Genomic DNA, 26,280 nt, shown 5'->3' with positions numbered 1-26,280 from the left:
CGGATGCTCACGATTCCATGATTAACGTAAGTCCGCAGGACGGACATTCCCGCTCTTCCGCCCGCACACGTGTCAAACAGGCCGGGCATTGCTCAACGGCTCCCGCTTCCGCGCCGCATGGATCGTCTTTGTCTAACGGCAGCAGTGCGTCCGGATCGGCCAAGCTCTCGAACCAACTGCTCACGGGCTTGCCGTCGATTTCAAGCACTTGCAGCTCTTCCGACGGAAACCAGCGGATGCTTCCGTTCCCGTCGCACACCGCCGCCACCATGATTTCGCCCGATTCCTCGTGCGGAAACCAATTGCCTCCAAGCACACTCGCTCTTTGCGCTTTGTAAGCGCCGAATCCCGGGCCCAGAAAAAGATATTTCCGCCCGCTCGGTTTATGCCATACGATCGTTGCCACCGGTCCATCCTCCCGCCAATTATGTAACTTCTATCCATTAGACCTGACGAACCGCGAAAAGGTTGCTCCGCTTGCACAAAAACCGGCCGTTCCGCCCTACGGCGAAAATGACCGGTTTTCATTTACAAAAAGGGAATGGGATTCCAGCCCGTTACGAATACGGCAGTCGGTAACCCTGCTGCCGCCGGGCGTGTTTACAAGCCGAGCACCTTGTTGACCGACTCGATGACGCGGTCTTTTTGAAACGGCTTGACGATAAAATCCTTCGCTCCAGCCGTAATGGCTTCCAGCACCATGCCCTTTTGGCCCATGGCGGAGCACATGATGATCTTCGCGTCCGGGTCGTGCTTGCGGATTTCTTTGACCGCTCCAACCCCGTCCAGCTCGGGCATCGTAATATCCATCGTGACCAGATCGGGCCGGGCGGATAAATAAACGTTAACCGCCTCCATGCCGTTCGTCGCTTCCGCCACCACTTCGTGTCCTTCCTCCATCAGCATCGTTCGCAGCATCATCCGCATGAAAGCGGCGTCATCGACTACCATTACTTTAGCCATAGGCAAAACCCCCAACCGTCTAAGGTGATGTTGTATCCTTAATTATGACAGAGCTTTGTTAAGAAACTGTTAGGTTAAGGAAGGTTTTTCCGATCAAATAATCAAGCGCCAAAAAGCCGGGGTTCTCCTGAACAAGAGAACGCCCGGCTTCCGAAAGCAGTGGAAACTGTTATTGAAAATGCGTCTGGTAAGGCTGCTGCGGCTCCGCAGGCTGTACGGCCTGAATCATAGTACGCATCGTATGGTCGGCTAGCTGCGGGGCTTGGTAGAAGCCCTTGTAGTTCATGTACTGGAACAGCTCCCAAGCCATTTCCTGGCAGATGTTCGCCGAGGTCGCATGGTACTGGCGAATTTGCGGATCTACGCATTCGCAGGCCCACAGCATGGCGACGGCCGAGCCGGTTTTATGAAGATTCAGCGCAATGGTCGCGATGGACACATCGGACAACTGCGTAGCGTTCGGATTCGGCGCCGGCATGGATGGCTGCTGCAGTCCGGCTTGCGGTCTTTCGTAAATGCGCAGCTCCGGCGTATGCGGCGTCATGGCGATGCCTCTGCCTTTCAGCAGGCCGATGCCGTAATCGTAGCCTTCCAGCATCCGTCGCTGCTGATTGAACAAAATATCTTTCAAATGCGTATCCTGCGCCATCGAGAACAGAACACCGTACAGTTCGATGTGCGCCCCTTTCGTACGGACCGCCTCTTGGGTTTCCAGAAATTCATGGGCGGCAAAACGTTGCTGCGTGTGCATAAAAACCTCCTGAACTGGAATGGATATTTCGGAACACCGATAGTATGTCCAAGGATTGGAAACAAATACGCGCCACATATCCAAAATTTTGCATACGCCAGCAACCAACAGCATTCACCCTGCGTCTAATGTATTCGATGTCTCTCCCACCGCGCAAAAATAAGCCGGCCCCGAAGGAACCGGCTTCCAGCCTAATTTGCGACGGCGGACCCGCTTGTGGAGCCGTCGGGGTATACGGTGAAGGTGGAGACGTTACGAGAGCCGTCCGCGGCTTTCTTCACTGTCCACAGCTCGTATCGGTCGACTTGTGCGCTTGCGTTCCAACGAATGAACAACTGCCCCTCCAAGTCGCCGCGGCGCAAGCCGTCGGCGTCGGCGCTAAGACCACCGCTTCTGTAGCCGGCTGATGCCCCGAAGTCGTAGCGCCACAACTGCTGCTTGGAGCTGTCGATCAGCGTCAGGAAAGACGGTTCGCCCAACACGCTCTTCACGTCCTTGGCTTCCATACCGCGTTCGAGGCGGTACGTTGCCGCCCATATTTTTTTCTGTGCGTCGCTGGCGCTCTTTGGCTCGGAAACGACCGAGACGGTACGGGCTTCATTGTCATAAGCAGCCCCGGCCCCCAAGTTTTCGGCCATGAAGCGAAGCGGTACATATGTATGACCGTCATAATTCAAAATCGCGAACCGAGAGCCCGTATCGCGAGCCTCTCCATTAAATTGCAGCTTTACGGGAAACAGCGTCGCCCGGATCTCGTCCGAAGCGTAAACGGCGGTAGACGCGGCAAGCACGGCTCCGCAGAGCAGTCCAAGTATAAATTTTTTCATGGGTACCTCCCTTGGATTCGTTATTGTGGTCCTATTCATTATACTAGGGTTAAGACAAGGTTAGCATGTAAAAAGATTACAAAATTGTTCATCGAGAGGGTGAGCTTATGGAGAAAGAACTTCTTCCGTTTGGGAAAGGGGCGGCGAGTACGCCATTGTAGCAAGCGGGGACCGGATCAAGGGCAAGCTTTTTAGCAAGTTTATACTACATTGGAGAGTGAGTAAGTCTGGAAAAAAGAGAATTTGACAAAGGTACTAAGCCAAGAGAAATTTTTGTATACACCTGTCAGCGGATAGCTGAGCCTCTTATCGAATGTTGTGTTTTCCACCTCGTTAGCCCGATTAACAAAAAGAGCCGATGATTGGCCGCTGTATAGTGTTGATGCCTATTCGGAGCGGGAACGAGTCATTGCAGAAATAACTCAACAAATAAACGAATATGCGCTTCCCTTTTTTGAGCGCTTTAAAAATCCGGGGCAGCTTGCCGAAGATGTAAAAAAGCAAGGATTTCTCCCGCACAGAAAAAATCAACAAATACTTTTAAGAAACGATTTGGCGCCGAGTTTTATCGAATGCTTTGGTGGAGATTAAGCATTCCTTTAGTCTTCTTCAAAAATTAAAAAGTGAGGGGCGGATCAAAATGACATTTGATGAACTCTACATGAAGGCAAAAAGTGTAATATATTCACGAAAGCTATCGGAATATGCAAGTGCAGGGGGAGTTGGAGCAGCAATCCTTTCTGAAAGTGGAAAAATATATACAGGGGTTTGCATCGATACGGCTTGCTCTATGGGTTTTTGTGCAGAACATGCTGCCGCTGCAACCATGATAACGCAAGGTGAAAATAGAGTATTAAAGATGATTGCAATCGGGAGTGATGGGAATATTATGCCGCCATGTGGACGGTGCAGAGAATTTATAAGTCAAATACACGATGATAATTTAAAGACAGAAGTTATGGTAGAAAATGGGCTGATTGTTACACTGAAAGAACTGTTGCCATATGATTGGCGATGAGACATCTATACTACGAAACCCGTGGCGACGGATACCCGCTGATCGTGCTGCATGGAAGTACGAACGGAAAGACTACTTTGGGTTGCAGAAACCTTTTTTGAACATGAAAATCAAAAATATCACGAAATGGGTTTTTACTTCTTGATTCATTTATGTGTGGACAAGAATAGCAGTGTATTTGAGAAAGAGAAGATTATCTTCGGCAAAGAGGTTGGGCAACCATACAAATTGATCTATCAATGGTTTGCGCTAGAGGATCTTGAGAACGTTCTCTTATATCCCACTTTTACAAGAGCAGAACTACAGAATTTGAGCACGAATATTAAACATGTTATAGTTCATGAAATTGATTGAGTTCGATTTACATATAAACATTTTTCCTCGTGAGGCTTCTGGGGATCTAAGCGACAGTTCCATTGCGCTAAGTGTGTTGAAATTATTCTTCAGAAGACAGTCTTAGTAAGGAGGAGCGACTAATGGATATTTGTTTTTATGATAATAATGAGCTTGCAACAAACGAACAAAGCATAGTTTTTATAGATAGAGTGTATTGCTTAAATTTCCATGAGTTTAGTGATGGGACATGGGAACAACTTAAGCAAGTGTATTCAGTATTACCGCAATATCTCCTTAAAGAGACTCATTGTCCTATGTGGTTTGGCGAGGAAGGGTTGTCATCAAAACTACTTATATGCTTCAGTTGAACCCTCGGGGTTACAAATTGTTGGACAGGTATCGTTACAACAATGGGAGTCATGGGAAGGTACATTTCATGCTCAACTTTCCAAATTCACATTCCCGTCGTTTGAATGCTAATGGCTATGCTAACGAAAGACAATTCCGATTCGGTTCAAAGATTGGATTCAATGTAGGCTAGACAAGGGTTCATTTAAAGGGTCTGGTGGTCCTTCTAATTTGGAGGAGATTATAGCCATTTTTAAAAACTGGGTGGAATTGAACTAACGGAGAACGATAGTTGAACGACAACAGCGGCAGTCTAAGACTTTATTTTTCAGTCTTGGTCCGCCGCTGTTTGATTTCTTGTGCCAGTCTAATACTTAATATTTGAAAGCTGACGATTTTTGACCTCATAAATCCTGTTAAATCAAGCTGCTCAGTCTAAAACTTTATTTTCACTGGACAATCATCCCTTTCGATTACAGTGTAGCACAAAATCGCATAGACACCATATGTTTCCAATTCATTTTAGCAGCCAAAAATTTACCCGGAAGATACCTAACGATTTTATCGGATTTTGTCGATAAAAGGAGATAACCACAACAAAGGGGAGAAACATGATGGGTAAACATCGCTTTATGTTATCGGTCGGGAGAAAGCTGTTCTTGTCTTTTCTGCTCCTGATCTTGCTGCTGGCCGGCCTCGGCCTCACCTCACTGGGTCGGGGGGCAAAGATGCAATCCAAGACGGAGGAAATCTCCAGCATTTGGCTTTCAGGAGTGGGAATTGCCAACAATGTCAATTATTTGACAGAACACGTTCTTGTTCTGCAATATGAAATTTTAAGCAATCCAGATGTCTCACAAAAACAACAATACACCCAGGAAGCCGCTACCACGTTTGCAGAGATCGATAAGCAATTGAATTCATACGGCGACCCGTACGCCAACGACGAAGATCGCATCAATACGGAGCAGCTTCGGGCAAAATGGAACAGTTATAAAGAAGTTTTTGACCGCACCTTAGCGTTAGGCAAGCAAATCGACCTGGTTCGAGGCGCAGGGAAGCAGGAAAAAGAACTCACGGCATTGATGGTGCAATCCCAACAAATATACGATGAAATGCAGAAGCTGCTGAATAAAATGATCAAAATCAATAACGACGGCGCTAAGAAGTCGACGCAGGAAAGCAGACAAATCTACCAAAGTAATATCGGGCTTACGACCGGGATGATCGCCATTTCGGTCGTGATCGGAATCGCCTTAGTCATCGTGATGATCCGCATCATATCCAGGCCCGTGAAGCTCGTATCCGAAACGCTGCACCGGGTGTCCGGCGGCGACTTGACGGTCGAACCGCTCGCGGTCAAGCAAAAGGACGAGATCGGAAGTCTGGTCGTTTCCCTGAACGAAATGGTATCCCAACTAAAAATGAACGTAATACAAATCCAAGAGGCATCCACGACGGTTGCCGCTTCGTCCGAGGAGCTGCAAGCCAGCTCAGAGCAAAATACGACAGCGACCAAAACCGTTACGCTCTCCATCCAAGAGATGGCCTCCGGTGCGGAAAGTCAGCTGATGCGGTCGGACGAAACCGGAAGAGCGATGGAAGAGATGGCTGCAGGCATTCAACGTATCGCCGAAACGACGTCGGACGTATCCGAGCTGTCTCAAGAATCCGCCATTCAAGCGCAGCATGGCAATGATGCCATTCAAGCGGCGAGAAGCAGAATGAACGCCCTGAGCGAATCCGTCGGGCACGCAAGCGCCGATATCCAGACGCTGGAGACGCATTCCGTGAACGTCGGCAGCATTCTGCAGATCATCAACGACATCGCTTCGCAAACCGGTCTGCTGGCGCTCAACGCTTCCATCGAGGCGGCAAGAGCGGGAGAGCATGGGCAAGGCTTCGCCGTCGTCGCGAACGAGGTGAAGAAGCTTGCCCAGCAGTCCGGCGAAGCCGTCCAAAGCATTTCGGACATCATCACGCAGATTCAAACCGATACGTCCAAAGCGGTACTCACGATGAACCGCAGCTTGTCGGAGGTGCGAGTCGGGCTCCAAGCCGTTACCGAGGCGGATGACGCGTTCCAGCAAATCACCCGCACCGCAAATGACGTATCCGGCAAAATTCAGGAAGTGGCCGCGGCAGTCCAAGAAATGGCGGCAGGCTCGGAGCAGGTGTCCGCTTCCGCTTCGGAGATGAGCCAAATTGCCAGACATGCCGCCGAGTCGACGCAGACGATTGCCGCTACAACCGAAGAACAGCTCGCATCTGCCGAAGAAATCGCTTCGTCCGCGGAATCGTTAAGCCGCACGGCGCAGGATTTGTCCGAACTGGTCAATCGGTTCAAATTGTAAGGTCGCTCCAAGCGTCCAAAAAAAGGGAGGAAGTCCCTGCAGCATTTTAGCCGCGGACTTCCTCCCTTTTCCATTTCGCACGATGTTTCATGCTTATATGTTAAACTTGCGGACCAGCGTCTCCAGATTTTCCGCCTCCCGGCTCAGTCCTTCGGACAAGGAGGAGACCTCCTGCACCAAAGCGGTTTGCGCTTGGGTTTTGTCGTTGACGATCTGTACGCCGTCCAAGGATTCTCTGGCGACATCGGCCATATCGGAGACGGAGGCGGCGATTTCCTCCGAGCCTGCCGCCATCTCCTCAGAAATGGCCGAAACCTCTTGGATTTGGGCGGAGACCTCCTTGGTGGCCTGCAATATTTTTTGGAACGAATCGCTGGCAGCTCGCACCTTGTGGCTGCCCAATGCTACCTCTTCGCTTACCTGCTGCATCGCTTTGACCGTTTCTGTCGAATCGCTGCGAATTTCCTGGAGCAGCTCGGCGATTCGGCCTGCCGAGGCTGCGGAGCCTTCCGCCAGCTTGCGGATTTCCGCCGCCACGACCGCGAAGCCCCGGCCATGCTCGCCCGCCCGGGCCGCTTCGATCGAAGCGTTGAGCGCAAGCAGATTCGTTTGGTTGGACAACGTGGCGATCGTATCGGCAATTTGCCCGATGTCGGATGAGCGTTCGTCCAGCTTGGCCACGATCTGAGCGGATTTGGTAACGGACTCGTCGATCTGATCCATTTGCCGTTGGGCCTGCTCCATATGTCCGAAGCCGTCCACAGCTTCTTTCTCCGTATCCACGGCGGCCTCGGACAGCTCGGTAGCCGATTCGGCCACCCGCTGCACGCCCTTGGCCATTTCTTCGATGGCCCGCGATCCGTCCAGCGTGTTCTGCACCGAAATGACGGCCCCCTGCTCGATCACCGCCATCCGCTTGCCGATTTCTTCGGTTGCGGCAGAGGTCTGCTTCGTATTGGCAATCAGCTTCTCCGACGTCTCCCATACTTTCTCGGAGGTGCCGGTAATCTCCTTGATCATGCCGTGCAGGCTGTCCAGCATCCGGTTAAGCGAGCGTGCGATTTCGCCGATCTCGTCCTTCGTATTCGAGGTCAGCCTGGCCGTCAGATCGCCGCCGTTGCTGGCCAGCTCGGCAATTTTCTCATTCACCGTTTTTAAAGGCCGCAGCTTGATAGAGATCAAGATAAAAATGCCGAACAAGGTCAAGAATGTCACCACCAGCAGGATCACGGCGAAGCTCATCATGGCGGTAGCCGTCTGACGGGCCGCGTCCGCTTCCTGCTGTGCCCGGGTGTTCATCTTGGTCTGAAACTGCTCGATATAGCCCATAATTTCTTTCTTGCTCGCATCGTATTGTTCGCCGAACATCAGCTTCCGGGCACTGTCGAAATTTTTCTCCTCCACCGCCTTCATGGCGGCTTCTTCGGTTTTGATCAAGGTGTCGGAGCTGGTCTTCGCTTTCTCGATCAAATCCAGCTCTTCCTGCGGCGCTTCAAGCGCTTTCAATTGTTCGACGACCTTATCGCGCGACTTGGTCTCGTTGACCTCTTTCCAATAATTGTCGTAGTGCCGCTTGTCCCCGAACTGGACATATCTTCTCATCTCTTCGGTCAAGTAATCGGAGGCGTTCTTCAAGTCAAAGCCGAGCTGCTTGAACTGCGCCTGCCGTTGTACCGACAGCCGTTCCTGAGCGATCCCGCTCTCCAGCTTGCTGACACTGAACCAGTTGAGCAGCGATAATACTAATAAAATTGCGCCCATTACCTTTAACCAGCTTGAAATCTTCATCCGCAGTCCCCCTGAAGTCCTGATATTATTCGACATTTTTCAACATATTTATCGACAATTTTAGACAAAAATTTGACACGCAAAATTTTACAATAGCCGTCGATCAGGAGTGCGGGATTGGGGAGCGGCTTATATGTCTATGCATAAATAAGCCAGCCCGGAGAGGAGTTCGTTGCAGGAAAAGGAGGCGTAAAAGGCAAGCTTCTGCCTTACTTGGAGAGCAGGCGCAGTATTCCGTTGAAGTTTCGCGAACGTCCAGTCATAGAGCGTGGAAGCTCCGTAGCTGCGGGAGTTCCGATTCGCAGCTTCCTTGCGACGGCGGCACGACAAACCGGCATATCCTTAAAGGATATGCCGGCTGTCGGGTGACGCTGCGGACTAACTCTGCCCCGCCGATTCGGCGAGAAAATCGACCAGATGCATCGCTTGCATCGTCTTGTCTTTCCCGTGGCGGTGAACGCCCCATTTCATCTGAAGCAGACAGCCCGGATTCGCCGTCAGAATGACGTGCGCCCGGGTGTGCTCCACCTGCTCCATCTTATGGTCGAGCACGCTGGCGGACATTTCCGGCTGCGTCAAATTGTAGATTCCGGCGGAGCCGCAGCAGCGGTCGGCGTCCGGCAGCTCCTGCAGCTTCGCGCCGGGCACGGTCCGGATAAGCTGCCGCGGGGCCGAGGCGACGCGCATCACGTTGCGCAGATGACACGAGTCCTGGTACGTGACCGTGACCTGTTCCTCCCCTTGCCTGAGCGGCTTCAGCGGCAGCGGACGCCCTTCGGCGAGCAGCTCCGACACGTCGCGGACCTGCGAGGCAAACCGGCGGGCCCCCGCCTCTCCCGGATCGCCGTGAAGGAGGTGATCCACTTCCTTCAAGGTGGCGCCGCAGCCGCCAGCGTTGCTGACGACCGCATCGACGCGGGCCGCGTCGAAGGCGGCGATGTTGGTCCGGGCCAGACGGCGGGCGCTCTCCCGTTCGCCGGCATGGTTGTGCAGCGCGCCGCAGCATGTCTGCGAGGCCGGGACAACGACCTCGTAGCCCGCCAAGCGCAGCAGCTTGATCGTGTTCACGTTCGTCTCCGTGAACAGCACATCCATGATGCAGCCGCGGAACATCCCGACCCGCCCGAGACGTTCGCCTTCGGCCGGGATCACGAGCAGCGATTGTCCGCCTTCCCCCTGTTCCCAGCGGGCAGGCAGGCCGAGCTTCTCCCAACGGCGGATGACGCCGTCGCCGGCCGCTTGCGGCAGCACCGCTTCCATCTCGCGCATATGAGTCGGGAACAGCTTCATGACGCCAAGCCCGCGCGCCAGCTTCTGCAAACCGCTCGTCTGGTACAGCTTCAGCGACGAGCCGAGCAGCCGCATCCGGTCGTGATGCGGAAACAGCCGCTCCATGAACAGCCGCTTCACCGTCCGTACCGGCCATCGCTCGGCGGTTACCGCCGCGATCGACTCGCGGGCCTGTTCGATGAGCTGACCGTACTTGACATCCGACGGGCAGGCCGGCTCGCAAGCGCGGCAGCCGAGACACAGGTCCATCTGCGAGCGGAACGCCGCGTCCGGCTCCATTTTTCCGTCATAGACGGCCTTCATCAATGCGATCCGGCCCCGCGGCGACGCCGCCTCCAGCCCCGTCTCCTGAAACGTCGGACAAGCCGTCTGGCAAAAGCCGCAGCGCATACAGTTGGTAAGCTGATCGGGATCGAGCGTAAGCTGCAGCTTCTCGGTCAATTGTTTGATCTCCGCGCTCATGCGTCACGCACCGCCTTTCGTCGACGGCCCGCGGCCGTCCTCAAGCGGGGCGCCGGGCGAACCCGTTTCCCCGGCGTCGGCTTGCTCCTGTCCCGCGCTTCCGCTCGTTTCAGTTCCCGGCTCCGACTTAAACACAATACGCTTGCGCGTCTCTGCGAACAGCTTGCCGGGATTGAGCAAGTCGTCCGGGTCGAACGCATGCTTCAGCCGCTTCATCAGGCTGATGCCGGACGCGCCGACCTTCCATTCGAGATACGGCGCTTTGACATGCCCGACGCCGTGCTCCCCGGTGATCGTGCCTCCGAGCCGGATCGCCGCGTCGAAAATCTCCTCGAACGCGAGCTCCACCCGGTGAATCTCTTCCGTATCCCGCGCATCGGTCATCGCCGTCGGATGCAAGTTGCCGTCTCCCGCATGGCCGAACGTACAGATCCGCACGTTGTGCTTTGCCGCAATGCGCTGTACCTCCAGCACCATATCGGCAATCTTCGAGCGCGGCACTGTCGCGTCCTCAAGAATGGTTGTCGGCCGCAGCCGTGAGAGCGCCGCCAGCGCGCTGCGCCGGGCTTCCATCACTTTGGCCCCTTCCTCCGGAGTCTCGGCCACCTTCACCTGGATCGCCCCTTCGCGTTTGCAGATCGTCTCGATCAGCTGCAGATCCTTCTCTACCTGCGCCTCGTCGCCGTCCTGCTCGATCGCCAGGATCGCCTGTGCATCGACCGGAAGGCCGATTTTGGCAAACGCCTCCACCACCTCGATCGTCGCCTGGTCCATAAACTCAAGCGTACAAGGCGTAATCCGGTTCGCAATAATCTGCGACACCGTCCGCGCCGCCGCAGGCAAATCGGCGAAAACCGCGATCATCGCCCGCCGGTACGCCGGCTTCGGCACAAGCTTAACCGTCGCTTCCGTCAAAATCGCCAGCGTGCCCCCGGACCCTACGAGCAGCCTCGTCAAGTCGTAGCCCGCGACATCCTTCACGAGCTTGCCTCCCGTCCGCAGCACTTCCCCGCTCGCCAGCACCGCTTCAAGCCCGATGACGTAATCCTTGGTCGTGCCGTACTTGAGTCCGCGCAGCCCGCCTGCGCCCAAGGCGATGTTGCCGCCCATCGTGCAGATGATCATGCTGCTCGGGTCCGGCGGATAAAACAGCCCTGTCTCCTCGACGGCCGTATGAAAGCGCTTTGTATTCAGACCAGTCTGGAACGTCGCCGTCAGGTTGTCCTGATCGATCTCCACAAGCCGGTTCATCCGCGTCATAACCATGATCAGCCCGCCGTGCAGCGGCACGACGCCCGCGCACAGATTGCTGCCGGCCCCGCGGGTGACCACCGGAATCCGGTGCCGGGCGCAGACGCGCATCACCGCCGACACTTCTTCCGTCGAAGCCGGGAAAATAACGCCGTCCGGCATCGATTGATACAGTGGCGTAGCATCGTAGCTGTACGAAACGAGTGTTTCGGTATCGTTGCGGAACCAAGCGTCCCCGACAATGCTTCTTAATTCTTGACAAACCGTTGCAGCCAGCAAAGCCATCCCTCCCGTATGTCCCTGAATTAGTCAGGTCATCTGATGACTTTATTATAAAAGGACCCGGCTTCCTCCGTCAATGCTAAAGACTTTCCGCAAGCCGATATGATTCACCCGGGTAAGCATGGTACAATAAGGGAAATCTTGCACGCTGCCGCGTCCTGCATAAGCGGCCGTATTATTTTGGTATACGTCTCTACTGGAGGGAATGCCATGGATTTTTTTCCATCTTCATGGAGCCCTTTCGACGGGCCTCCGCCTTTTTTCATCTTCTTCTTTGTGCTTATTCTGGTTCTGATCGTAGGCGCCGTCTTGTACGGAATTTTCTATTCCGTCTCCGTCTGGTCTGCCAACAATGCGTCCGAGCGTCTTACCGTCCCCGGCCGGGTCGTCGCCAAACGCGTGTCGGGCGGGTCCGGGGATTCGAGCGCGTTAACGAAATATTTCGCGACCTTCGAATTCGAGGACGGCGGGCGGGTTGAGCTTCCTTTAAAAGGTCCCCAATACGGACTGCTGGTCGAAGGGGACTTCGGCGAGCTGACGTATCAGGGCACCCGCTTCATTGATTTTGTCCGCATGAGAAAGGAAGAGCATTCATGATCCGCAAAGGCTATGAAATCGTCGCCGACGCCCTTCGCGAGCAAATCGAGCAGGGCGTCTGGCCGGTCGGTTCCCGCATCGACTCGGTCGAGCAGCTTGCCGTGAAGTTTGGCGTCGGCCGCTCCACGATCCGGGAAGCGCTCATGTCGCTCAAAGCGCACGGCTGGGTAGACGTCCGCCACGGCGGCGGAACGTTCGTGCTCCGCAATAGCGGCCCGCTTCAGATCGAAGCGCCCGAGATCGGGAACGTGGAGCAGCTCCGGCAATGGCTTGAGCTGCGCTTCATTCTGGAAACCGAAGGCGCGGCACTGGCCGCGGCGCGCCGCAGCAACGACCATCTGAACGAACTGGACGGAATCCTCGCCGAGATGGCTTCCCTGACCGACGAGGACAAGCTGGAGCAATGCGATATCCGGTTTCACCTGAAGCTGGCCGGAGCGTCCGGCAACGAGCTGCTCGTACGCACGCTGGAGACGCTTTTCCTGACCATGGGTCCGACGATGCGGGAAAGCCGCCGACTGTGGCTGTTTGCGGAGCAGAGCCAGACGGCCCGGCTCTCCGAAGAGCACCGGGCCATCATCGACGCGGTCCTGCTGCAGAACGCAGCCCTTGCCCGGGAACGCGTCGCCTCCCACTTGCGCAAGGTGGAGCAGATGCTCCGCCGTTTAACCTACGAAGCCTGACGACGCACAGCTGCTCATACCGAAAAAGCCCGCCGGCATATTCCGGCGGGCTTTCCTCGTTTAATGGGCGGCTCCGCCCTTTTTCAACCATTCACAGTCTTCCGCGCAGGAGCAGAGCGCCTTCTGCACCGAGCACCACGAACGCTTCGCATAATAAATCGGCACATCCTGTTCCTTCGCTTGCTGCTTGATGGCTTTGGTCAAATTGTGATTGACGTAATCCGTCAACACAAGCACCGCATCCACCTTTTCCGGAATCCCCTTCTTCACCATTTGGCATTTACGTCCGGACATATGCACCACTTCGTCAAAACCGATATTCGCCAGATGATCGGGCATATTGCCCAAATGATCCGCTCCTACGACCAAAATCGACGGCATGTTTCGAGCCTCCTTTTCGTTAACGGGCTATCTCCTGAGAGAGCCTTCCGTGCATGTATTTTTATCGCGTATGCCTTCGATTCTCGTTATTTCGCGCCCGCGAGCAGCTTGAGCTTCCGTTCCTCGCGCTCGGCACTGCTCATCCGCGGACAGGTATAGCAATATCCGTGATCCGTATCCGTCTTGTAAGCGAGGCAGCAGCTGACTTTCATCCGCAGCTGCTCTCCGGGCTTGCGCGGGTCGTCGACGTAGCGGAACTTCACATCGAGCGGATGCCGCGGCCGGCCGAATACGTCCGGCGGCAAGTCCGACAGCAGCGCCTGAAAGTCCTCCGTCAGCTTAGCCCGAAGCTCTTCGCTGTCCGCTTGGGCAACAGCCATATCCCGCGCATAGTACATCCGGGTCGCGATCTGCCCCCACAATTGCCCCGCATCGAGCCCTGCCGCTTGCGCCAGCGATGCAAGCAGCGGCCGAAGCGTCTCTCCGTATAAAGCGGAGAGCACTTGACGCCTCCACTCGGTCCGGTCCCCCTCAGGCACCGACAACGTTCTGGCATCATGCAGCCGGAACCCGAACATCGGGCGGCCTTCCTTCAGATACAAATTGGCTGTCAGATTGCCCGGCGAAAAATCGAACGCCGCATCATGCCGGCTGATCATATGCTGCTGCGCCGCGCACAGGGTTCCGAGCCAGCTGCTAAAATAAGTGGCTGGCGCTTGCTCATCCAACGCGCGGATATATTTGCCGTAATTCGTCAGAAGCATGTCCACATGCCGACATTCGAACAGCTGCGACAGCTTGACCGATAATTCCCCTTCGTCGGGAAGCTCCCGTATGAAAAAAAACTGCGCCTCCAGTTCGCCGAGACCTTGCTCCGCCAGCGCTTCATTCCTTGCCTGCCCCATTGCCGCTCTCCCTTCCCGTTTCGGTTATTGGCGCTCGGGCGCTCTTGCGAAGTCCCCTGAGCCTTTCCGTCTTCCAACATTTGAACCGATATCCTCTGTATGTATGAACCGTACCAGCTCTTCCGGCTGCGACTGTGGTCTGACAGGAATCGAACGGTCCGCAATGCTGCCTGCCAGGCTAAGGTTCCTTTGCCTGATCAGCTCATACAGCAAACCCACGGACGGCTCCTCCTTTTATTATATGATAATGATTCTCAATAACATGCATAATACAAATGATAATGGTTATCATTCTCGTTGTCAATGGGTTACCACTTTTCTCCTAATGTTCATAGCCCGCTTCAATTGGAAAGAGCCGGGCCCTCACAGGCGCCCGGCTTGCCGTTGTTTTCACGTGTGAAGCTCAGATGAACAAGGCGCTGCAGCTGACAATCACAAGCAGAATGAACAGAACCAGGATGACGCCTGTCGATGTGAAACCGCCGAAACCACCCACATTGATCACTCCTTCGACAAAATTGAATACCCGCCATACTCCCCAAATCGGATATTCGTAATATCAATGTATGCAGAAGACGAATAATCGGTATGGACGAGTGAGGAGGATCATTTAAGGAGACGAACCCATTCTTTTGGCAGGTTACAGCACTTTAAATGCGAAAAGAATCCGGAAGCACATGTCGAATCCTCGACAATAATAACACCGAAACAACAGGATCAACCATTTTTCGACTGACTTTGTGATTTTTTTCACACCAATTTTCTCTCGGACATGCTATAGTAAAGGCGTAGGGAGGAAACAAATCCCGACATCAATCAAAGGAAAGGAACATGCGATATGAACACGGTGCTTCGTTCCCGATCCAACCGCCGACACTGCTATAGCAACCGATCTTGTATGAAAAGATAGTTTTACCTTATTGGAAAGCAGGCGAACATTTTTTCTTGTAGAAGTTTGTGAATATTTTCACGAGTCTTGGAAAAAAGTCGAATGATTTCAAAGATGATCCTTTTAATCCTATAAGTTTAAATGGATATTATCCCTTAATGATGGTAATTTATCCCTCTTCATCTCTTTAGCGATGTGCAATAATGAAAAAAATGAATGTGTCAAAATTTAGACACAAATCGAGAACAAAGGGAGCGATTATGATGATTATGAAATGGTTAAGAGAAAACGTGTATGCTGCCGGCTTGCTGCTCATATTACGCGTATACGTCGGATGGACGTGGCTTATGGCCGGGTTCCACAAACTAACCGGCGGGTTCGACGCCACCGGCTTCCTGAAGGGCGCTATTGCCAAACCGGCAATGGACAAAGCCACAAACGAATTGATGTACCCGACCTTCACGGCGTTCCTGCAAAACTTCGCTTTACCTAACGCGAAGCTGATCAACTTCCTGATCCCGCTCGGTGAGTTTCTCGTCGGCCTCGGCCTAATTCTCGGGACGCTGACGGCAGCGGCCGCCTTCTTCGGATTAATGATGAACTTCATGTTTCTGTTCGCCGGAACCGTAAGCACGAACCCTTGGCTGGTGCTCCTTGGCTTCATCGTCTTGGCCGCAGGAGCTAACGCCGGCAAATTCGGCGGCGACTACTACGTGTTGCCTTACCTCCGCAAAGCGTTCCGTAAGATGAACAAAGGCGGGGACGGTCACGATCCCAACAAAACCACCGGCGGCACCCGTGCCCCCATGGGCGTGTAACGCAAGCATACAATAGAGAAGACCACGGATAGATTCCGTGGTCTTACTTTTTTTTATTCACAATCAGCATCATCATAAACGAAATGACGATGATCGAGCCGGTCCACCACCAGGCGAGCGTCATGCGGCCGGATTCCACCGCCATATAGATCGCGGTCGGAACCGTCTGCGTCTTGCCCGAGATGTTGCCGGCGATCATCAGTGTCGCCCCGAATTCGCCGAGCGCCCGGGCGAAGCCCAGAATGTAAGCCGTAGCGAGGGAGCGCCAGGCCAGCGGCAGCGTAATGAAGCGGAGCACCTGCCACTCGCCTGCGCCCGCGGAGCGCGCGGCGTCCTCCAGGTTGCGGTCGACCGAAGCGAAGCCGACCTTCATCGTTTGGTACACGAGCGGAAAGGCGACCACGACTGAGGCGATGACGGCGGCCCACCAAGTAAAGATGAGCGGGGCCGTAAACCATTCTTCGAGCCAGCGGCCGAACCAGCTCTTCTTGCCAAGAAGCACCAGCAGGATGAAGCCGATCACGGTCGGAGGAAGCACCAGCGGCAGCATCAGCGCGGTTTCCAGCAGCGTTTTGCCCGGAAACGCACGGCGGGACAAGCCCCATGCCGCAGCGATCCCGAGGAGGAACACCAGCGCGCTAGCAAACAGCGATACTTTGACCGACAGCAGGACCGGCGACAGAAAAGCGTTCCAATCGAGGCCAGGCATGCCGGCTACTTCCCGGCAGGAACGGCGAAGCCGTACTTCGCGAACACGTCCGCCGCCTCTTTACTCTGCAGGTACGTGTAGAAGGCTTCGGCTTCTTTGGCATGCTTCGTCGCTTTGACGATACCGGCCGGATATTCGACCGGCTTGTAGGTTTTCGGATCGACGTTGAAGGCGATCTTGACCTTCTTGGACGTGAGCGCATCCGTCTTGTAGACGAAGCCCGCTTCCGCGTTGCCCGATTCGACGTAGGTCAGCACCTGCCGCACGTCTTTCGCCATGACGAGCTTCGGCTGCAAAGCGTCCCACTGCTTCGCGTTCGTCAGCGCTTCCTTGGCATAACCGCCCGCCGGTACGGATTCCGGCTCCCCGATGGCCACGTGCTTCACTTCCGGCTTCGCCAAATCGCCCACCGTGCCGACCTGCGCTTTGCCGCCTTCCGGTACGACGACGACAAGCTCGTTGACGAGCAGGCTTTTCTGCTGCGCCGCATCGACAAGCTGCTTGTCCACCAGCGCCTTCATATTTTTGGCGGCGGCGGACAGGAACACGTCGGCAGGAGCGCCCTGCTCGATCTGCTGCTGCAGTGCGCCGGAAGCCCCGAAGTTGAAGTTCAGCTTGATGTTGGCGTTCTTGCTTTCATAAGCGGTCTGGATTTCCTTGAGCGCGTCGGTCAAGCTCGCCGCGGCGGATACGGTCAGTTCCACCTTCTCAGCGGGGGCAGCTTGGCTGGCCTGGCTCTTCTCTTGCCCGGCTTTCGGCGCGTCTGCCGGAGTCGGCTTGGCTCCGCCACAGCCTGTTAGCCCGATGGCTAGAGATAAAGCAAGCAGCAGGAATAAACAAGAAGCAATGATTTTGCGCATAATACCCTCTCCTATCTATTTAATTATGTTTAGATATAACTAGCTATAATTAGTTCGAAACTCATTATAAGCGAAAAAAAGGAAGCCTGTAAACAGCGGTTTGAATCGTTACCGCTTCCATCGTATGATAGACGTGACGACTTCGTGTCCAAGCCGGGAGCAAGACCGGCGATGCCTGCGAAGACGAATGCAAGACGGGAGGTTTCAGCGTCATGACCAACGACGTTTCCTATACAACTGAAGAAATCGCGAAGCTTTTGAAAATATCCAAGCTGACGGTGTACGACTTGATCAAAAAGGGCGAGCTTCCCGCCTATCGCGTCGGCAAGCAAATGCGTATCGACGCCGCGGATCTGGAAGCCTATAAAGCCAAAACCCGCGAAGGCCGTATACCGCCCGCAGCCGCTCCGGCGTCGTCCGGTTCCTCAAGACCGGAGGCCGTTTTTTTTTCGGGCAGCCGTCCGCTCGTCATCACAGGGCAGGATATCAGCCTCGACATGTTAGCCAAGCATCTGGAGAAGCAAGCGCCCGGCGTCCGCCCGCTCCGCTCGTATGTCGGCAGCTTGGACAGCCTGATCTCGATGTACCGCGGCGAATCGGATATCGTGAGCACGCATCTGCTGGATGGCGATACCGGGGAATACAATATTCCGTATATCCGCAAGCTGCTGGTCGGCTTTTCGTATATCGTCGTGCATCTGGTTACCCGGAATGCAGGGCTTTATGTGCCGCGGGGCAATCCGAAAGGACTGCGGAGCTGGGATGATCTCGCACAGCCCGGCCTGCGTATCGCCAACCGGGAGAAAGGCTCCGGCGCACGTGTGCTGCTGGACGAGCAGCTTCGACTGCACGGCATCGCTCCGGGCCGCATTGCCGGCTATGAGGCGGAGGAATCCAGCCATATGGGCGTAGCCGGTAAAGTCGCTGCGGGCGAGGCCGATGTCGGGGTCGGGATCGAGAAAGCGGCGAGCATCGTCGGAGGCGTTGATTTTATCCCGCTGATCCGGGAACGTTACGATCTCGTAATGCTGAAAAAGCCGGATAACCGCGAATGGATCGAAGCGGTCCGGCGTATCCTGCAATCGGACGTCTTTCTCGGCGAGCTGCGCTCCATCGGCGGATACGACTTGACCGAAACGGGCAAGGTTTTACTGGAAACGTGACGCCCGCTTTCCGTACACGCTGCCCGACAGGACAGGGGGGGATTTGAAAAAATGGGTATGGATCATGACCGCCATCTGTGTCATTATTGTGGCCTGCCTTCCCTTCTATCCGAGACTGCGTTACGATCTTTATGAAGAACAAGAACGATGGCTGAGCGGCTACGCTTGGCACAAAATCTAACTGGACTCGGGTGATCGCATCAGCATGGATTTTTCAATCATCCAGCATTTGACAGAGGACAACATCAAGCATTGGCTGGAGCAATACCGTTCCCTGGGGCCGCTGCCCGGCATCCTGCTCACGTTCGCCAAGTCGTTCGTTCCTCCGCTGCCTACGCTAGTTATCGTCGGAGTCAATGCGGCGGTATACGGCTTATGGCTCGGCTTTCTATATTCGTGGATCGGCATGATCACCGGCTGCCTGACGACCTTCCTCATCATTCGCAAAGCGGCCGACCATCCATACTTCGAGCGGTGGAAGCGCAAGCCCAAAGTCGAAAAAAGCATGCGGTGGGTCCGCCACAACGGGTTCAGCTATGTGTTTCTGCTGAGCGTGTTTCCGGTCGGTCCGTTTGTGCTTGTCAATATGGCGGCTGCGGCCGCGCGCATGCGCTTGCATACGTTTCTGATCGCTGTAGCTGCCGGCAAAGCGATCATGATCTTCACTGTCTCGTACATCGGGCACGATCTGGAGCGATTCGTCCGTGAGCCGTTTCAGCTGCTCTATGTGGTGTTGTTTATCGGGGGTTCGCTGTTTCTCAGCAAAAAAATCGAGGCGCATTTTACAAGAGTGGCTGCGGCCAAAGAGGAGCAACGAGGTCTGGACGGCGACGGGCGGGGAAGCGGATGAATTCCCCGCGGAACGCGCCAGAGGCCATACCCTCCCCCTTGGGGGGGACGGCCGCAAACCGTTTAATCGCAAACTTTCTCCAGATCGGCCATGCTGCTGATGCTATTCACGTCGTTGATTCGACAGCTTAGTTCCCTCCTATCTTGTTTAGACCTTTGTTCAATCCACATCCTGTTGATACGAAAATTCTTCGCCAGTTCAACCACACCGGTTGCGCCCGACCGCCTCCAGCAGCCGCCCGATATCATCCGCATGCACATCCCCGATGTTGCCGATGCGGAACGTGTCCGCGGACGAGTGTCTAAAGACAGCCCTTATCCCAAGCCGATTCATCCCATGCCTAAAGGTAAGGGCTTTCTTTTCGTCGCCCCGATAGGCTCCCGTGCATATGGTAGTAGCATATTTGCGAAACTTCTGCGAAGGAGCTGCTCCCCATGCCATACCGCATTATCGTCGATTTGTCACAGCGGATGCTTCATCTGCTGGAAGGCAGCCGCGTGATCCGTTCGTATCCGATCGCTATCGGCAAAATACTGACACAGTCGCCCGTGGGCGAGTACAGGATTATCAACAAGGCGCCCCATCCGGGCGGGCCGTTCGGCGCCTTCTGGATGGGACTGTCTCGCCCGCATTACGGCATCCACGGTACGAATAACCCTTCGTCCATCGGTCACGCCGTCTCCCATGGGTGCATCCGCATGTACAACGAGGACGTGCTGGCGCTTGCCCGCCTTGTCCCCATCGGCACGCGGGTCACGATCCGTCGGTAGCTGCCGTACATGGCAGGAACTTCCCCGCCCAGTAAGATTTTGCTTACCGCTTTAAAAGTTATCCTCTCTTGTCCGAACCATTTTCAGCTTGCATTCAGGTTCATGTCATGATTTCTTCATACTTGTCTGCCATAATGCTATACAAAAGCAGGCATTCTATGCATGAAAGGCTGGGCGGAATGGAGCGGAAACACAATTTTTTTTATATTCAAGCGGCCCGCGGCGTTGCCGTTCTGCTGGTCATGCTATTTCACGCTTCGCAAACGGGCCAGCATTATTTCGGATACAATTACCTCCGGATCAGCGAAATGGGACGCTCAGGGGCGTATACGTTTTTTTTCGCTTTGACCGGTTATTTAATGTTCACGCTGTACCGCGAACAATTCGGAAGGACGGAGCTGTTCAGAACGTTTCTGCTGAAACGGTTCTACCGCATTTATCCGTTATACTGGGTCATCATGGCCGTCATCGTCCCGATATATTTTCTGATGCCATCGTTCGGCTTCGGCTATGAGCGTGATCCCGCGGTCATTTTCAAATCGATGCTGCTGTGGCCGCAGGCTCAAGCGCCCATTCTGGGCGTCGCTTGGTCGCTGACGTACGTCGTGTGGTTTTATCTGATGTTCTCCCTGGGATTTCTCTTGAAAGAAAAAACCGTCGCCGCGATTTACTCGGGGTGGCTGACGATCATTGCCCTCCATGCCATCGGATGGATTCAGGTGAAAGAGGGATTGCTGGGGCAATTTTTGTTTAACGAGGCGCACTTGGAGTTTTTCTCCGGCATGCTCGTCGCCTATCTCGTCCGCAAACACCAGCTCGGCCGCAGCCTATGGTGGATCGCGGGAGGCGCCGCCGTCTACGCGATTCTCTGGGTGCTGCGGTTTGAGGAGAGCGGTCTGCACTACACGGATCTGCTGCATACGCTCGGATCGGCGTTGGTGTTGATCGGGGTAACGACGTGGAAAGGTCCGGCGTACCGCTGGCTTAAGCCGCTCGCGCTGTGCGGGAACGCCTCATATTCGATCCTGCTCGCCAGTCTGCCGATGATGTCGGTCACCTTCAAGCTGGCGCGGGCCGCGCATGCGGTGGAACGGATCGGTCCAGCGCTGACGGTCACGCTTTGCTTCCTGTCGGGACTGCTCCTCTGCCTTACGGTGTACCGTTGGGTCGAAAGACCGCTGAACGCGCTGACCAAAAAAGCCGTGCAAGCACGGAAGCGCAAAACCCAGGAAGCCTATTCGCGCGCCACGTAGACTCGAAAAGCCGTATTCCATAAGAGGAGGGGAGCCCCTCCTTATGGAATACGGCTTTTTTAGGTTGTTGCGGCCACGCTTGGAACGGCTCCCGGCGACAGCCGAGTTTATTCCAGCGCATGGTCTGCCGGGGTATACCCGCCCGACCATGCTTTGCGCGACGTCCAGTCCGCCGCTTCACCCTGCCAGAACGGGCGGTCCACCGAAAGCCCGAGCGGCAGGAAAACGGTGGCGCACAAGTACAAGCTGCCGGTGGAAATGTACGGCTCTCCGATCTCCGGCTGATGCCCGCAGAAGCCGATCGTCAGCCAGCCGTCCGCATCGAACGTGCCCGGCGCTTCGATCATGCGGCGCATGACCGCGGTCAGCGCGCAGCGCACTTGGGCCGGCGCGACATCGTCTGGCAGCTGCTCCCGCAGTGCCATCTGGGCCAGCAGTTGGAACGCGCCGAAGCGGTAAGCGAGCGAACGCCCGACGACGGGAAACGTTCCTTCCGGCGAAATGGACCGTTCCAGTATGGCGGCGTAACGCACCGCCCTCCGCTGGACGCGCTCCCGCAGGCTCGCCCATTCGGGATAGCGGTCGCCGACCGTATCCAGGAGATCGAGCAGCATCGGTTGAATGACGAAGCTGTTGTAGTAATCCGCATGGTACTGAGGTCCGTCGCCGTACATGCCGTCGCCGAGATACCACTGCTCATGCTGCTTCAGCGCGTAATCGATCCGCATCGGGTCCCACGTGTCGTCGCCGATGACGCAGAGCGCCGCTTCGATCATGGCCGCGAACAGCAGCCAGTTGTTGAACCACGGCTTCCGGGAACGGGTCGCACGCAGCGCTTCCTTCACGTTCGCCTTGACGCAGTCGTCCAGCCCGCTCCACAATGCCGTCGGCGCCCGCAAAATCGCATGGGCCAGAAAGGCCGCATCCACAATCGGCTGGTAGCCCTTGGAGAAGTTCATCCGGTCCGGCGACTGCGGATCGGTCGCCGCATCCATCGCCAGCTGTGCCAGCCGGACGTATTCGCGGCGCAGCTCTCCTTCCGCTCCCGTCCTCGGGCCGTGTTCCAGCCACGGCGCAATGCCTGCGAGCAGCCGGCCGTATGCTTCCAGATACGTGTACAGCTCACGGTCGTCCAGCTTCGCCTCCACCGTCATCCGCTCTTTCAGCTTGCGCTGCGACAGCGCTTCGAGCACCGGCTTCGCGATGCGCTGCATCGTTTGCAGCCAGTAGTCTCGGTCATCGGCATGAGTCGTCACGTTTGATCTTCCTCTCGTTTGATGGTTGTTTCGCAAGCGCCCCGCTACATCATGCCGGACCTCGACTTGTACTCCCCGGGCGTGACGCCGATGTATTTTTTGAACACCTTGGAGAAGTACGTCCGGTCCGAATAGCCGCAGCGCAGCGCGACGACCTCGATGGAATCCTTCGTCTTCTCCAGCAGATCGGCGGCGATCTTCATCTTGTACCGGTGGACGTAGTCCGTGAAATTTTCGCCGGAGAGCTTCTTAAAGTACCTTGAAAAATAGCTCGGGTTCAAGTACAAATGCGTCGCAATATCGATCGAGGTGATCGTCTCCGCCAAATGCTGCGCGATGTACTGATCGATCGTCTGCAGCTTCGGCTCCTTGCTCGTCTGCGGCTCCCCGAGCCGTCGGCTGTTCATAATCTGCCGTATCTTCAACCCCGTCAGCCCGAGCGCGTCGCCGAGCGTCAGCGTCTGCTGAAGGCAGGCGTACAGCGTCTCGCCGCTGAACGCCCGGTACTGAAGCTCGACGAGCCGCAGCCTGTCCGCGCACTGATGCACGAACGACGTCGGTTCCGGCTTCAGTTGCAGTGCCGACCGCCGGATATCCGCCAGCGCTTTCTCCAGCAGCGCCTCGTCATGATCCCGAACCGCCTGCGACAATTCGGCGTACTCCTGCTCGAACCCCCCGGCTCCCGGATGGTACGCTTGCGGCAGGCCCGCCGCGGGCAGCACGGTCACCGGATGCCCCGTGTAGAAAGCGGTGTAGCGCTCTGCCGCCATGCGGCGATGAGCCGCGCCAATCTCCATAACCGCCAGCTTGTCCGCACCCGAGCTGACGAAGAACGTCGTGCCTACGCCGAGAAATTCTTTGCATTTAGCCTGAAGCTTCGCTAGAAATGCCAGCAAATGCTCCTGTGCATTCCACTTCAAGGATGGCCGGTAATTGAACAGCACGGCCAACCCTTCGCCGTCGTTGAAGGTCGTGATGCCTTCGTACTCGCCCGCCAGCTCGGTCGCAATATTCGCGATGCCGTAACGGATGAGCGGCAGGTCCTTGTGCGCGTAGCGCGAGAGCACGTCGTAATACGATACATAGCCGAGCGCCAGCAAAAACGACGGCTGATCCCAGACGAGGCCGAGCCGTCCGGCAGAATCGGTCAGGTAAGCGGCTTCTCCGCCGCGCAGCAGCTGCCTGAAAAATGAATCCCGCAGCACATTGGCATGCCGGCTCCAATCCTCGCGGTACGTCAGCTGCTCCGTTTGCGCTTTCGCCGCGCGAAGAAGCCTCACGGATTTCTCCAAGCTTTGCGTTAACTGCTCGGCCGTCAGCTCGTCCTTGATCAGGTAGTCGTCGACGCTCAGCTTGAGCGCCTTCTGCGCATAGTGGAAGTCTTCATGGCAAGTTAGAAATATGACCCGCACCTCCGGCCGCCGCCGCCGCATTTCCGAAGCCAGCTCCAGCCCGTCCATCTGCGGCAGACCGATATCCGAGACGACGAGGTCCGGCCGGAGCTCATCGAATAGCCGCAGCGCCTTGACGCTGGAGTACGTATCCGCGACGATCTGCAGGTCGAGCGCGTTCCAATCGACCAGCTGCTTCAAATATTTCAGCATCGGCACATCGTCGTCGATGATCAGGACTTTGTACATGACTAATCCTCTCCCATTGTCCATAGTCGCTCGTCAGGCCCGCATATTCAAAATAACGGTTAAGCCCCCGGACGGGTTCGCCCGAAGCTTCATCGTCGCATCCGGTCCGTATGTCAGCCGAAGCCGCTGGAGCACGTTGATCAGTCCGACCCGCCGGTACGTCTGCGGCTTGTCCGTCTCGGGCCCCTCCAGCATCCGGTTCAGCGCCTCCCGGTCTTCGTCCGGCATCCCCTCGCCGTTATCCGTCACCCGGATCTCGAGACGCGAGTTCAGCCGCTCGGCGTCAATGTCGATTCTTGCATCGTCCAGCTTCTCGGCGAACCCGTGCAGCAGCGCATTCTCGACGATCGGCTGCAGCAGCAGCTTCGGCACCTCGAATTCGGCCGTCTCGGGAGCTAATGCGATCTTCAGCTCGACGTGAAGCTCGCTGCGCAACCGCATAATGTCCATATAATGCTCGAGCAGCTTGCATTCCGCGGCCAAGGAGGTCGGCTCGTTCACCTTCATGTACGCCCGAAGCAGACTCATCAGCGCATCAATCTGGCGGCTGTGCCGACGGTCGCCGTCCAGAATCAGACTGCATTTGATCGAATTGAGCGTATTGATCAAAAAATGCGGCCGGATTTGCGCGAACAGCGCCTGCAGCTCGATGACACGCTTTTGCTCCTGCTCCTGCTCAATGTTCGTAATGAGCTGGTTGATCTCGTCGAGCATCCGGTTCCACGTCTGTCCGAGCTGCGCAATCTCGTCCTTGCCCTTGCCCTGAAACCGGATCAGCCGGTTTCCTTGGCTGAACTGCTTCGCCATGAAGTCCAGCTTCCGAATCGGCCGGTGCAGCCGTTTGGCCAGCAGCAGCGACACAATAAAGAACAGCGCAAAGAACGGAATAACGAACAGCAGCGCGATATAAAAGATTTTATAAATTTGCCCGGCCACTTCTTGATCGGGCGTCTCGTAGATCATTTTCCAGCCGGTCTTGGACAGCGCCGCTTCGCTCCGCAGCGTTTGGTCGGACGCGCTTCCGCCGCCGAACAGGACGGAAGCGTCCCCCGCGATTAGCCCACCTTCCTCGTCGTATAGCGCAAAAGCGCCGGAGGCCGCCTGCCGGAACAGCTTCTCGAAGTACGGATTCGTAATGCCGATGTAGAGCGTAGCCAAATAAGCGTTGTCCGCCGGGTCCCGGATGACCCTGGCCGCGTAATAAATCGGCTCCCCCTTGCCTCCTTCGGTTTGGACGCGGCTCAGCCATTGAAGCCGCTTCGGCGTATCGGGGTCGACCTGGGACCGGAGCTGCTCCCAGTGCTGCCGGAACGGAACCAGCTGATCGGACTCGCCGGATGGGATGATGAAGCCCTCGCCGTTGACCAGAAACATCCGGATGTCCGTATTGAGCGTCTTCGCCAGCACCAGACCGAAAAAATCTTGAATGTGCTGCTGTCTCTGGTAATCGGCAAAGCTGGCGATTTGCCGGGTATTGGTGAAGCTGCGAAGCTGAGCCCTCGCGCTCGGGTCTTGTATGAAAAAATTCGACGCATACGTCAGATCGTCGATCGTCTTCGTAATATCCTTCGCCATCACGTCGACGACCGACTGGTTGGTCAGGCGAATTTTGTCCATCACCGCATCCTGCGTCATGGACAGCAAAAATACGGACACGATGACGATCGGCAGCAAAATGAGAATCAGAAACGAGAGCTGAATACGCCGGTAGTAGGAAAATTGAAACATGCTGTTCATGGTGTCAAAAGCTCCCCCTCTCTTTTCTGCCCCCATTGTATCACAGAACGCATGCGTCCTATCGGGGCCCGGCGCAAAGAAAGGACGCCCTGCGGCGCC

Annotated in this window: 28 protein-coding genes; 12 read left to right on the top strand and 16 right to left on the bottom strand. The window is 55.7% G+C overall.

Features of this window, described 5'->3' with window-relative positions:
- Positions 1–7 precede the first annotated feature (7 nt).
- The 4 genes from NLX71_RS07020 to NLX71_RS07005 form a co-directional block, all read right to left on the bottom strand.
- Positions 8–406, bottom strand: coding sequence for a hypothetical protein (locus NLX71_RS07020; protein ID WP_254362777.1), 399 nt, complete (start codon positions 404–406; stop codon positions 8–10).
- A gap of 194 nt (positions 407–600) precedes the next feature.
- Positions 601–963, bottom strand: a complete 363-nt coding sequence (locus NLX71_RS07015) for a response regulator (protein ID WP_254362776.1) — start codon at positions 961–963, stop codon at positions 601–603.
- A 169-nt stretch (positions 964–1,132) separates the two neighbouring features.
- Positions 1,133–1,714 carry a spore coat protein gene (locus NLX71_RS07010; protein WP_254362775.1) on the bottom strand — a complete coding sequence of 194 codons (582 nt, stop codon included), beginning with the start codon at positions 1,712–1,714 and terminating at the stop codon, positions 1,133–1,135.
- Between the two features lie 191 nt (positions 1,715–1,905).
- Positions 1,906–2,541 carry a stalk domain-containing protein gene (locus NLX71_RS07005; protein WP_254362774.1) on the bottom strand — a complete coding sequence of 212 codons (636 nt, stop codon included), beginning with the start codon at positions 2,539–2,541 and terminating at the stop codon, positions 1,906–1,908.
- 640 nt (positions 2,542–3,181) lie between these two features.
- Here NLX71_RS07005 and NLX71_RS07000 point away from each other — a divergent pair.
- The 4 genes from NLX71_RS07000 to NLX71_RS06990 all read left to right on the top strand — a co-directional run bounded on the left by NLX71_RS07000 (position 3,182) and on the right by NLX71_RS06990 (position 6,597).
- A complete protein-coding gene (locus tag NLX71_RS07000) occupies positions 3,182–3,559 on the top strand; it encodes a cytidine deaminase family protein (protein WP_254362773.1) in 378 nt (125 codons plus the stop codon).
- Between the two features lie 476 nt (positions 3,560–4,035).
- Complete coding sequence (locus NLX71_RS06995) at positions 4,036–4,263, top strand: hypothetical protein (RefSeq protein WP_254362772.1); 228 nt, start codon at positions 4,036–4,038, stop codon at positions 4,261–4,263.
- Positions 4,264–4,396: 133 nt separating this feature from the next.
- Entirely contained in the window at positions 4,397–4,522 is a 126-nt protein-coding gene (locus NLX71_RS27000; RefSeq protein WP_375377897.1) for an Imm53 family immunity protein, read from the top strand.
- Between the two features lie 332 nt (positions 4,523–4,854).
- Complete coding sequence (locus NLX71_RS06990; protein ID WP_254362771.1) at positions 4,855–6,597, top strand: HAMP domain-containing methyl-accepting chemotaxis protein; 1,743 nt, start codon at positions 4,855–4,857, stop codon at positions 6,595–6,597.
- A 93-nt stretch (positions 6,598–6,690) separates the two neighbouring features.
- On the opposite strand, the gene NLX71_RS06985 is transcribed toward NLX71_RS06990, so the two are convergent.
- From NLX71_RS06985 to NLX71_RS06975, 3 genes are all read right to left on the bottom strand, one after another.
- Positions 6,691–8,385: a methyl-accepting chemotaxis protein gene (locus tag NLX71_RS06985; protein WP_254362770.1), complete on the bottom strand. Its 1,695-nt coding sequence runs from the start codon at positions 8,383–8,385 to the stop codon at positions 6,691–6,693.
- 378 nt (positions 8,386–8,763) lie between these two features.
- Positions 8,764–10,137, bottom strand: a complete 1,374-nt coding sequence (locus NLX71_RS06980) for a (Fe-S)-binding protein (protein WP_254362769.1) — start codon at positions 10,135–10,137, stop codon at positions 8,764–8,766.
- A gap of 3 nt (positions 10,138–10,140) precedes the next feature.
- Complete coding sequence (locus NLX71_RS06975; protein WP_254362768.1) at positions 10,141–11,667, bottom strand: FAD-binding oxidoreductase; 1,527 nt, start codon at positions 11,665–11,667, stop codon at positions 10,141–10,143.
- Positions 11,668–11,880: 213 nt separating this feature from the next.
- Between NLX71_RS06975 and NLX71_RS06970 the strand changes: the two genes are divergently transcribed.
- On the top strand, positions 11,881–12,267 hold the full coding sequence (locus tag NLX71_RS06970; protein ID WP_254362767.1) for a DUF2500 domain-containing protein: 387 nt from the start codon (positions 11,881–11,883) through the stop codon (positions 12,265–12,267).
- Positions 12,264–12,950: a FadR/GntR family transcriptional regulator gene (locus NLX71_RS06965; protein WP_254362766.1), complete on the top strand. Its 687-nt coding sequence runs from the start codon at positions 12,264–12,266 to the stop codon at positions 12,948–12,950. The genes NLX71_RS06970 and NLX71_RS06965 overlap by 4 nt, the downstream gene beginning before the upstream one ends.
- Before the next feature lie 60 nt (positions 12,951–13,010).
- Here the strand turns inward: NLX71_RS06965 and NLX71_RS06960 are convergent, their stop codons facing one another.
- The 4 genes from NLX71_RS06960 to NLX71_RS06945 form a co-directional block, all read right to left on the bottom strand.
- Positions 13,011–13,331, bottom strand: coding sequence for a DUF2325 domain-containing protein (locus tag NLX71_RS06960; RefSeq protein WP_254362765.1), 321 nt, complete (start codon positions 13,329–13,331; stop codon positions 13,011–13,013).
- A gap of 86 nt (positions 13,332–13,417) precedes the next feature.
- Positions 13,418–14,236, bottom strand: coding sequence for a ferric iron reductase (locus NLX71_RS06955; protein ID WP_254362764.1), 819 nt, complete (start codon positions 14,234–14,236; stop codon positions 13,418–13,420).
- A 24-nt stretch (positions 14,237–14,260) separates the two neighbouring features.
- Positions 14,261–14,455: a hypothetical protein gene (locus NLX71_RS06950; protein ID WP_254362763.1), complete on the bottom strand. Its 195-nt coding sequence runs from the start codon at positions 14,453–14,455 to the stop codon at positions 14,261–14,263.
- A 184-nt stretch (positions 14,456–14,639) separates the two neighbouring features.
- Complete coding sequence (locus tag NLX71_RS06945) at positions 14,640–14,741, bottom strand: YjcZ family sporulation protein (protein ID WP_254362762.1); 102 nt, start codon at positions 14,739–14,741, stop codon at positions 14,640–14,642.
- Positions 14,742–15,388: 647 nt separating this feature from the next.
- On the opposite strand from NLX71_RS06945, the gene NLX71_RS06940 reads away from it, so the two are divergent.
- Positions 15,389–15,943: a DoxX family protein gene (locus NLX71_RS06940; RefSeq protein WP_254362761.1), complete on the top strand. Its 555-nt coding sequence runs from the start codon at positions 15,389–15,391 to the stop codon at positions 15,941–15,943.
- A 43-nt stretch (positions 15,944–15,986) separates the two neighbouring features.
- On the opposite strand, the gene modB is transcribed toward NLX71_RS06940, so the two are convergent.
- Together modB and modA are read right to left on the bottom strand one after the other, a co-directional pair.
- Positions 15,987–16,652 carry a molybdate ABC transporter permease subunit gene (modB, locus tag NLX71_RS06935; RefSeq protein ID WP_254362760.1) on the bottom strand — a complete coding sequence of 222 codons (666 nt, stop codon included), beginning with the start codon at positions 16,650–16,652 and terminating at the stop codon, positions 15,987–15,989.
- A 5-nt stretch (positions 16,653–16,657) separates the two neighbouring features.
- On the bottom strand, positions 16,658–17,512 hold the full coding sequence (modA, locus tag NLX71_RS06930; protein WP_254362759.1) for a molybdate ABC transporter substrate-binding protein: 855 nt from the start codon (positions 17,510–17,512) through the stop codon (positions 16,658–16,660).
- A gap of 212 nt (positions 17,513–17,724) precedes the next feature.
- On the opposite strand from modA, the gene NLX71_RS06925 reads away from it, so the two are divergent.
- The 5 genes from NLX71_RS06925 (at position 17,725) to NLX71_RS06905 (ending at position 21,548) form a co-directional block, all read left to right on the top strand.
- Positions 17,725–18,675: a helix-turn-helix transcriptional regulator gene (locus tag NLX71_RS06925; protein ID WP_254362758.1), complete on the top strand. Its 951-nt coding sequence runs from the start codon at positions 17,725–17,727 to the stop codon at positions 18,673–18,675.
- A gap of 43 nt (positions 18,676–18,718) precedes the next feature.
- Positions 18,719–18,856, top strand: a complete 138-nt coding sequence (locus tag NLX71_RS06920) for a hypothetical protein (protein ID WP_254362757.1) — start codon at positions 18,719–18,721, stop codon at positions 18,854–18,856.
- Positions 18,857–18,880: 24 nt separating this feature from the next.
- Positions 18,881–19,525 carry a TVP38/TMEM64 family protein gene (locus NLX71_RS06915; protein ID WP_254362756.1) on the top strand — a complete coding sequence of 215 codons (645 nt, stop codon included), beginning with the start codon at positions 18,881–18,883 and terminating at the stop codon, positions 19,523–19,525.
- Between the two features lie 434 nt (positions 19,526–19,959).
- Positions 19,960–20,295 (top strand): L,D-transpeptidase, encoded by a 336-nt coding sequence (locus NLX71_RS06910; protein ID WP_254362755.1) that lies wholly within the window; start codon positions 19,960–19,962, stop codon positions 20,293–20,295.
- 158 nt (positions 20,296–20,453) lie between these two features.
- On the top strand, positions 20,454–21,548 hold the full coding sequence (locus NLX71_RS06905) for an acyltransferase family protein (protein WP_254362754.1): 1,095 nt from the start codon (positions 20,454–20,456) through the stop codon (positions 21,546–21,548).
- A 107-nt stretch (positions 21,549–21,655) separates the two neighbouring features.
- Here NLX71_RS06905 and NLX71_RS06900 read toward each other — a convergent pair whose 3' ends face one another.
- The 3 genes from NLX71_RS06900 to NLX71_RS06890 are packed head-to-tail and all read right to left on the bottom strand — an operon-like array spanning position 21,656 to position 26,181.
- Positions 21,656–22,804: a DUF2264 domain-containing protein gene (locus NLX71_RS06900; protein ID WP_309248924.1), complete on the bottom strand. Its 1,149-nt coding sequence runs from the start codon at positions 22,802–22,804 to the stop codon at positions 21,656–21,658.
- Positions 22,805–22,848: 44 nt separating this feature from the next.
- Complete coding sequence (locus tag NLX71_RS06895) at positions 22,849–24,444, bottom strand: response regulator (RefSeq protein WP_254362753.1); 1,596 nt, start codon at positions 24,442–24,444, stop codon at positions 22,849–22,851.
- 33 nt (positions 24,445–24,477) lie between these two features.
- Positions 24,478–26,181, bottom strand: coding sequence for a sensor histidine kinase (locus tag NLX71_RS06890; RefSeq protein ID WP_254362752.1), 1,704 nt, complete (start codon positions 26,179–26,181; stop codon positions 24,478–24,480).
- Positions 26,182–26,280 lie beyond the last annotated feature (99 nt).

Origin of the sequence: Paenibacillus sp. MZ04-78.2, assembly GCF_024213375.1 — a bacterium.
Taxonomy (GTDB): domain Bacteria; phylum Bacillota; class Bacilli; order Paenibacillales; family NBRC-103111; genus Paenibacillus_G.
This window is presented reverse-complemented; position numbering and strand designations above follow the sequence as displayed.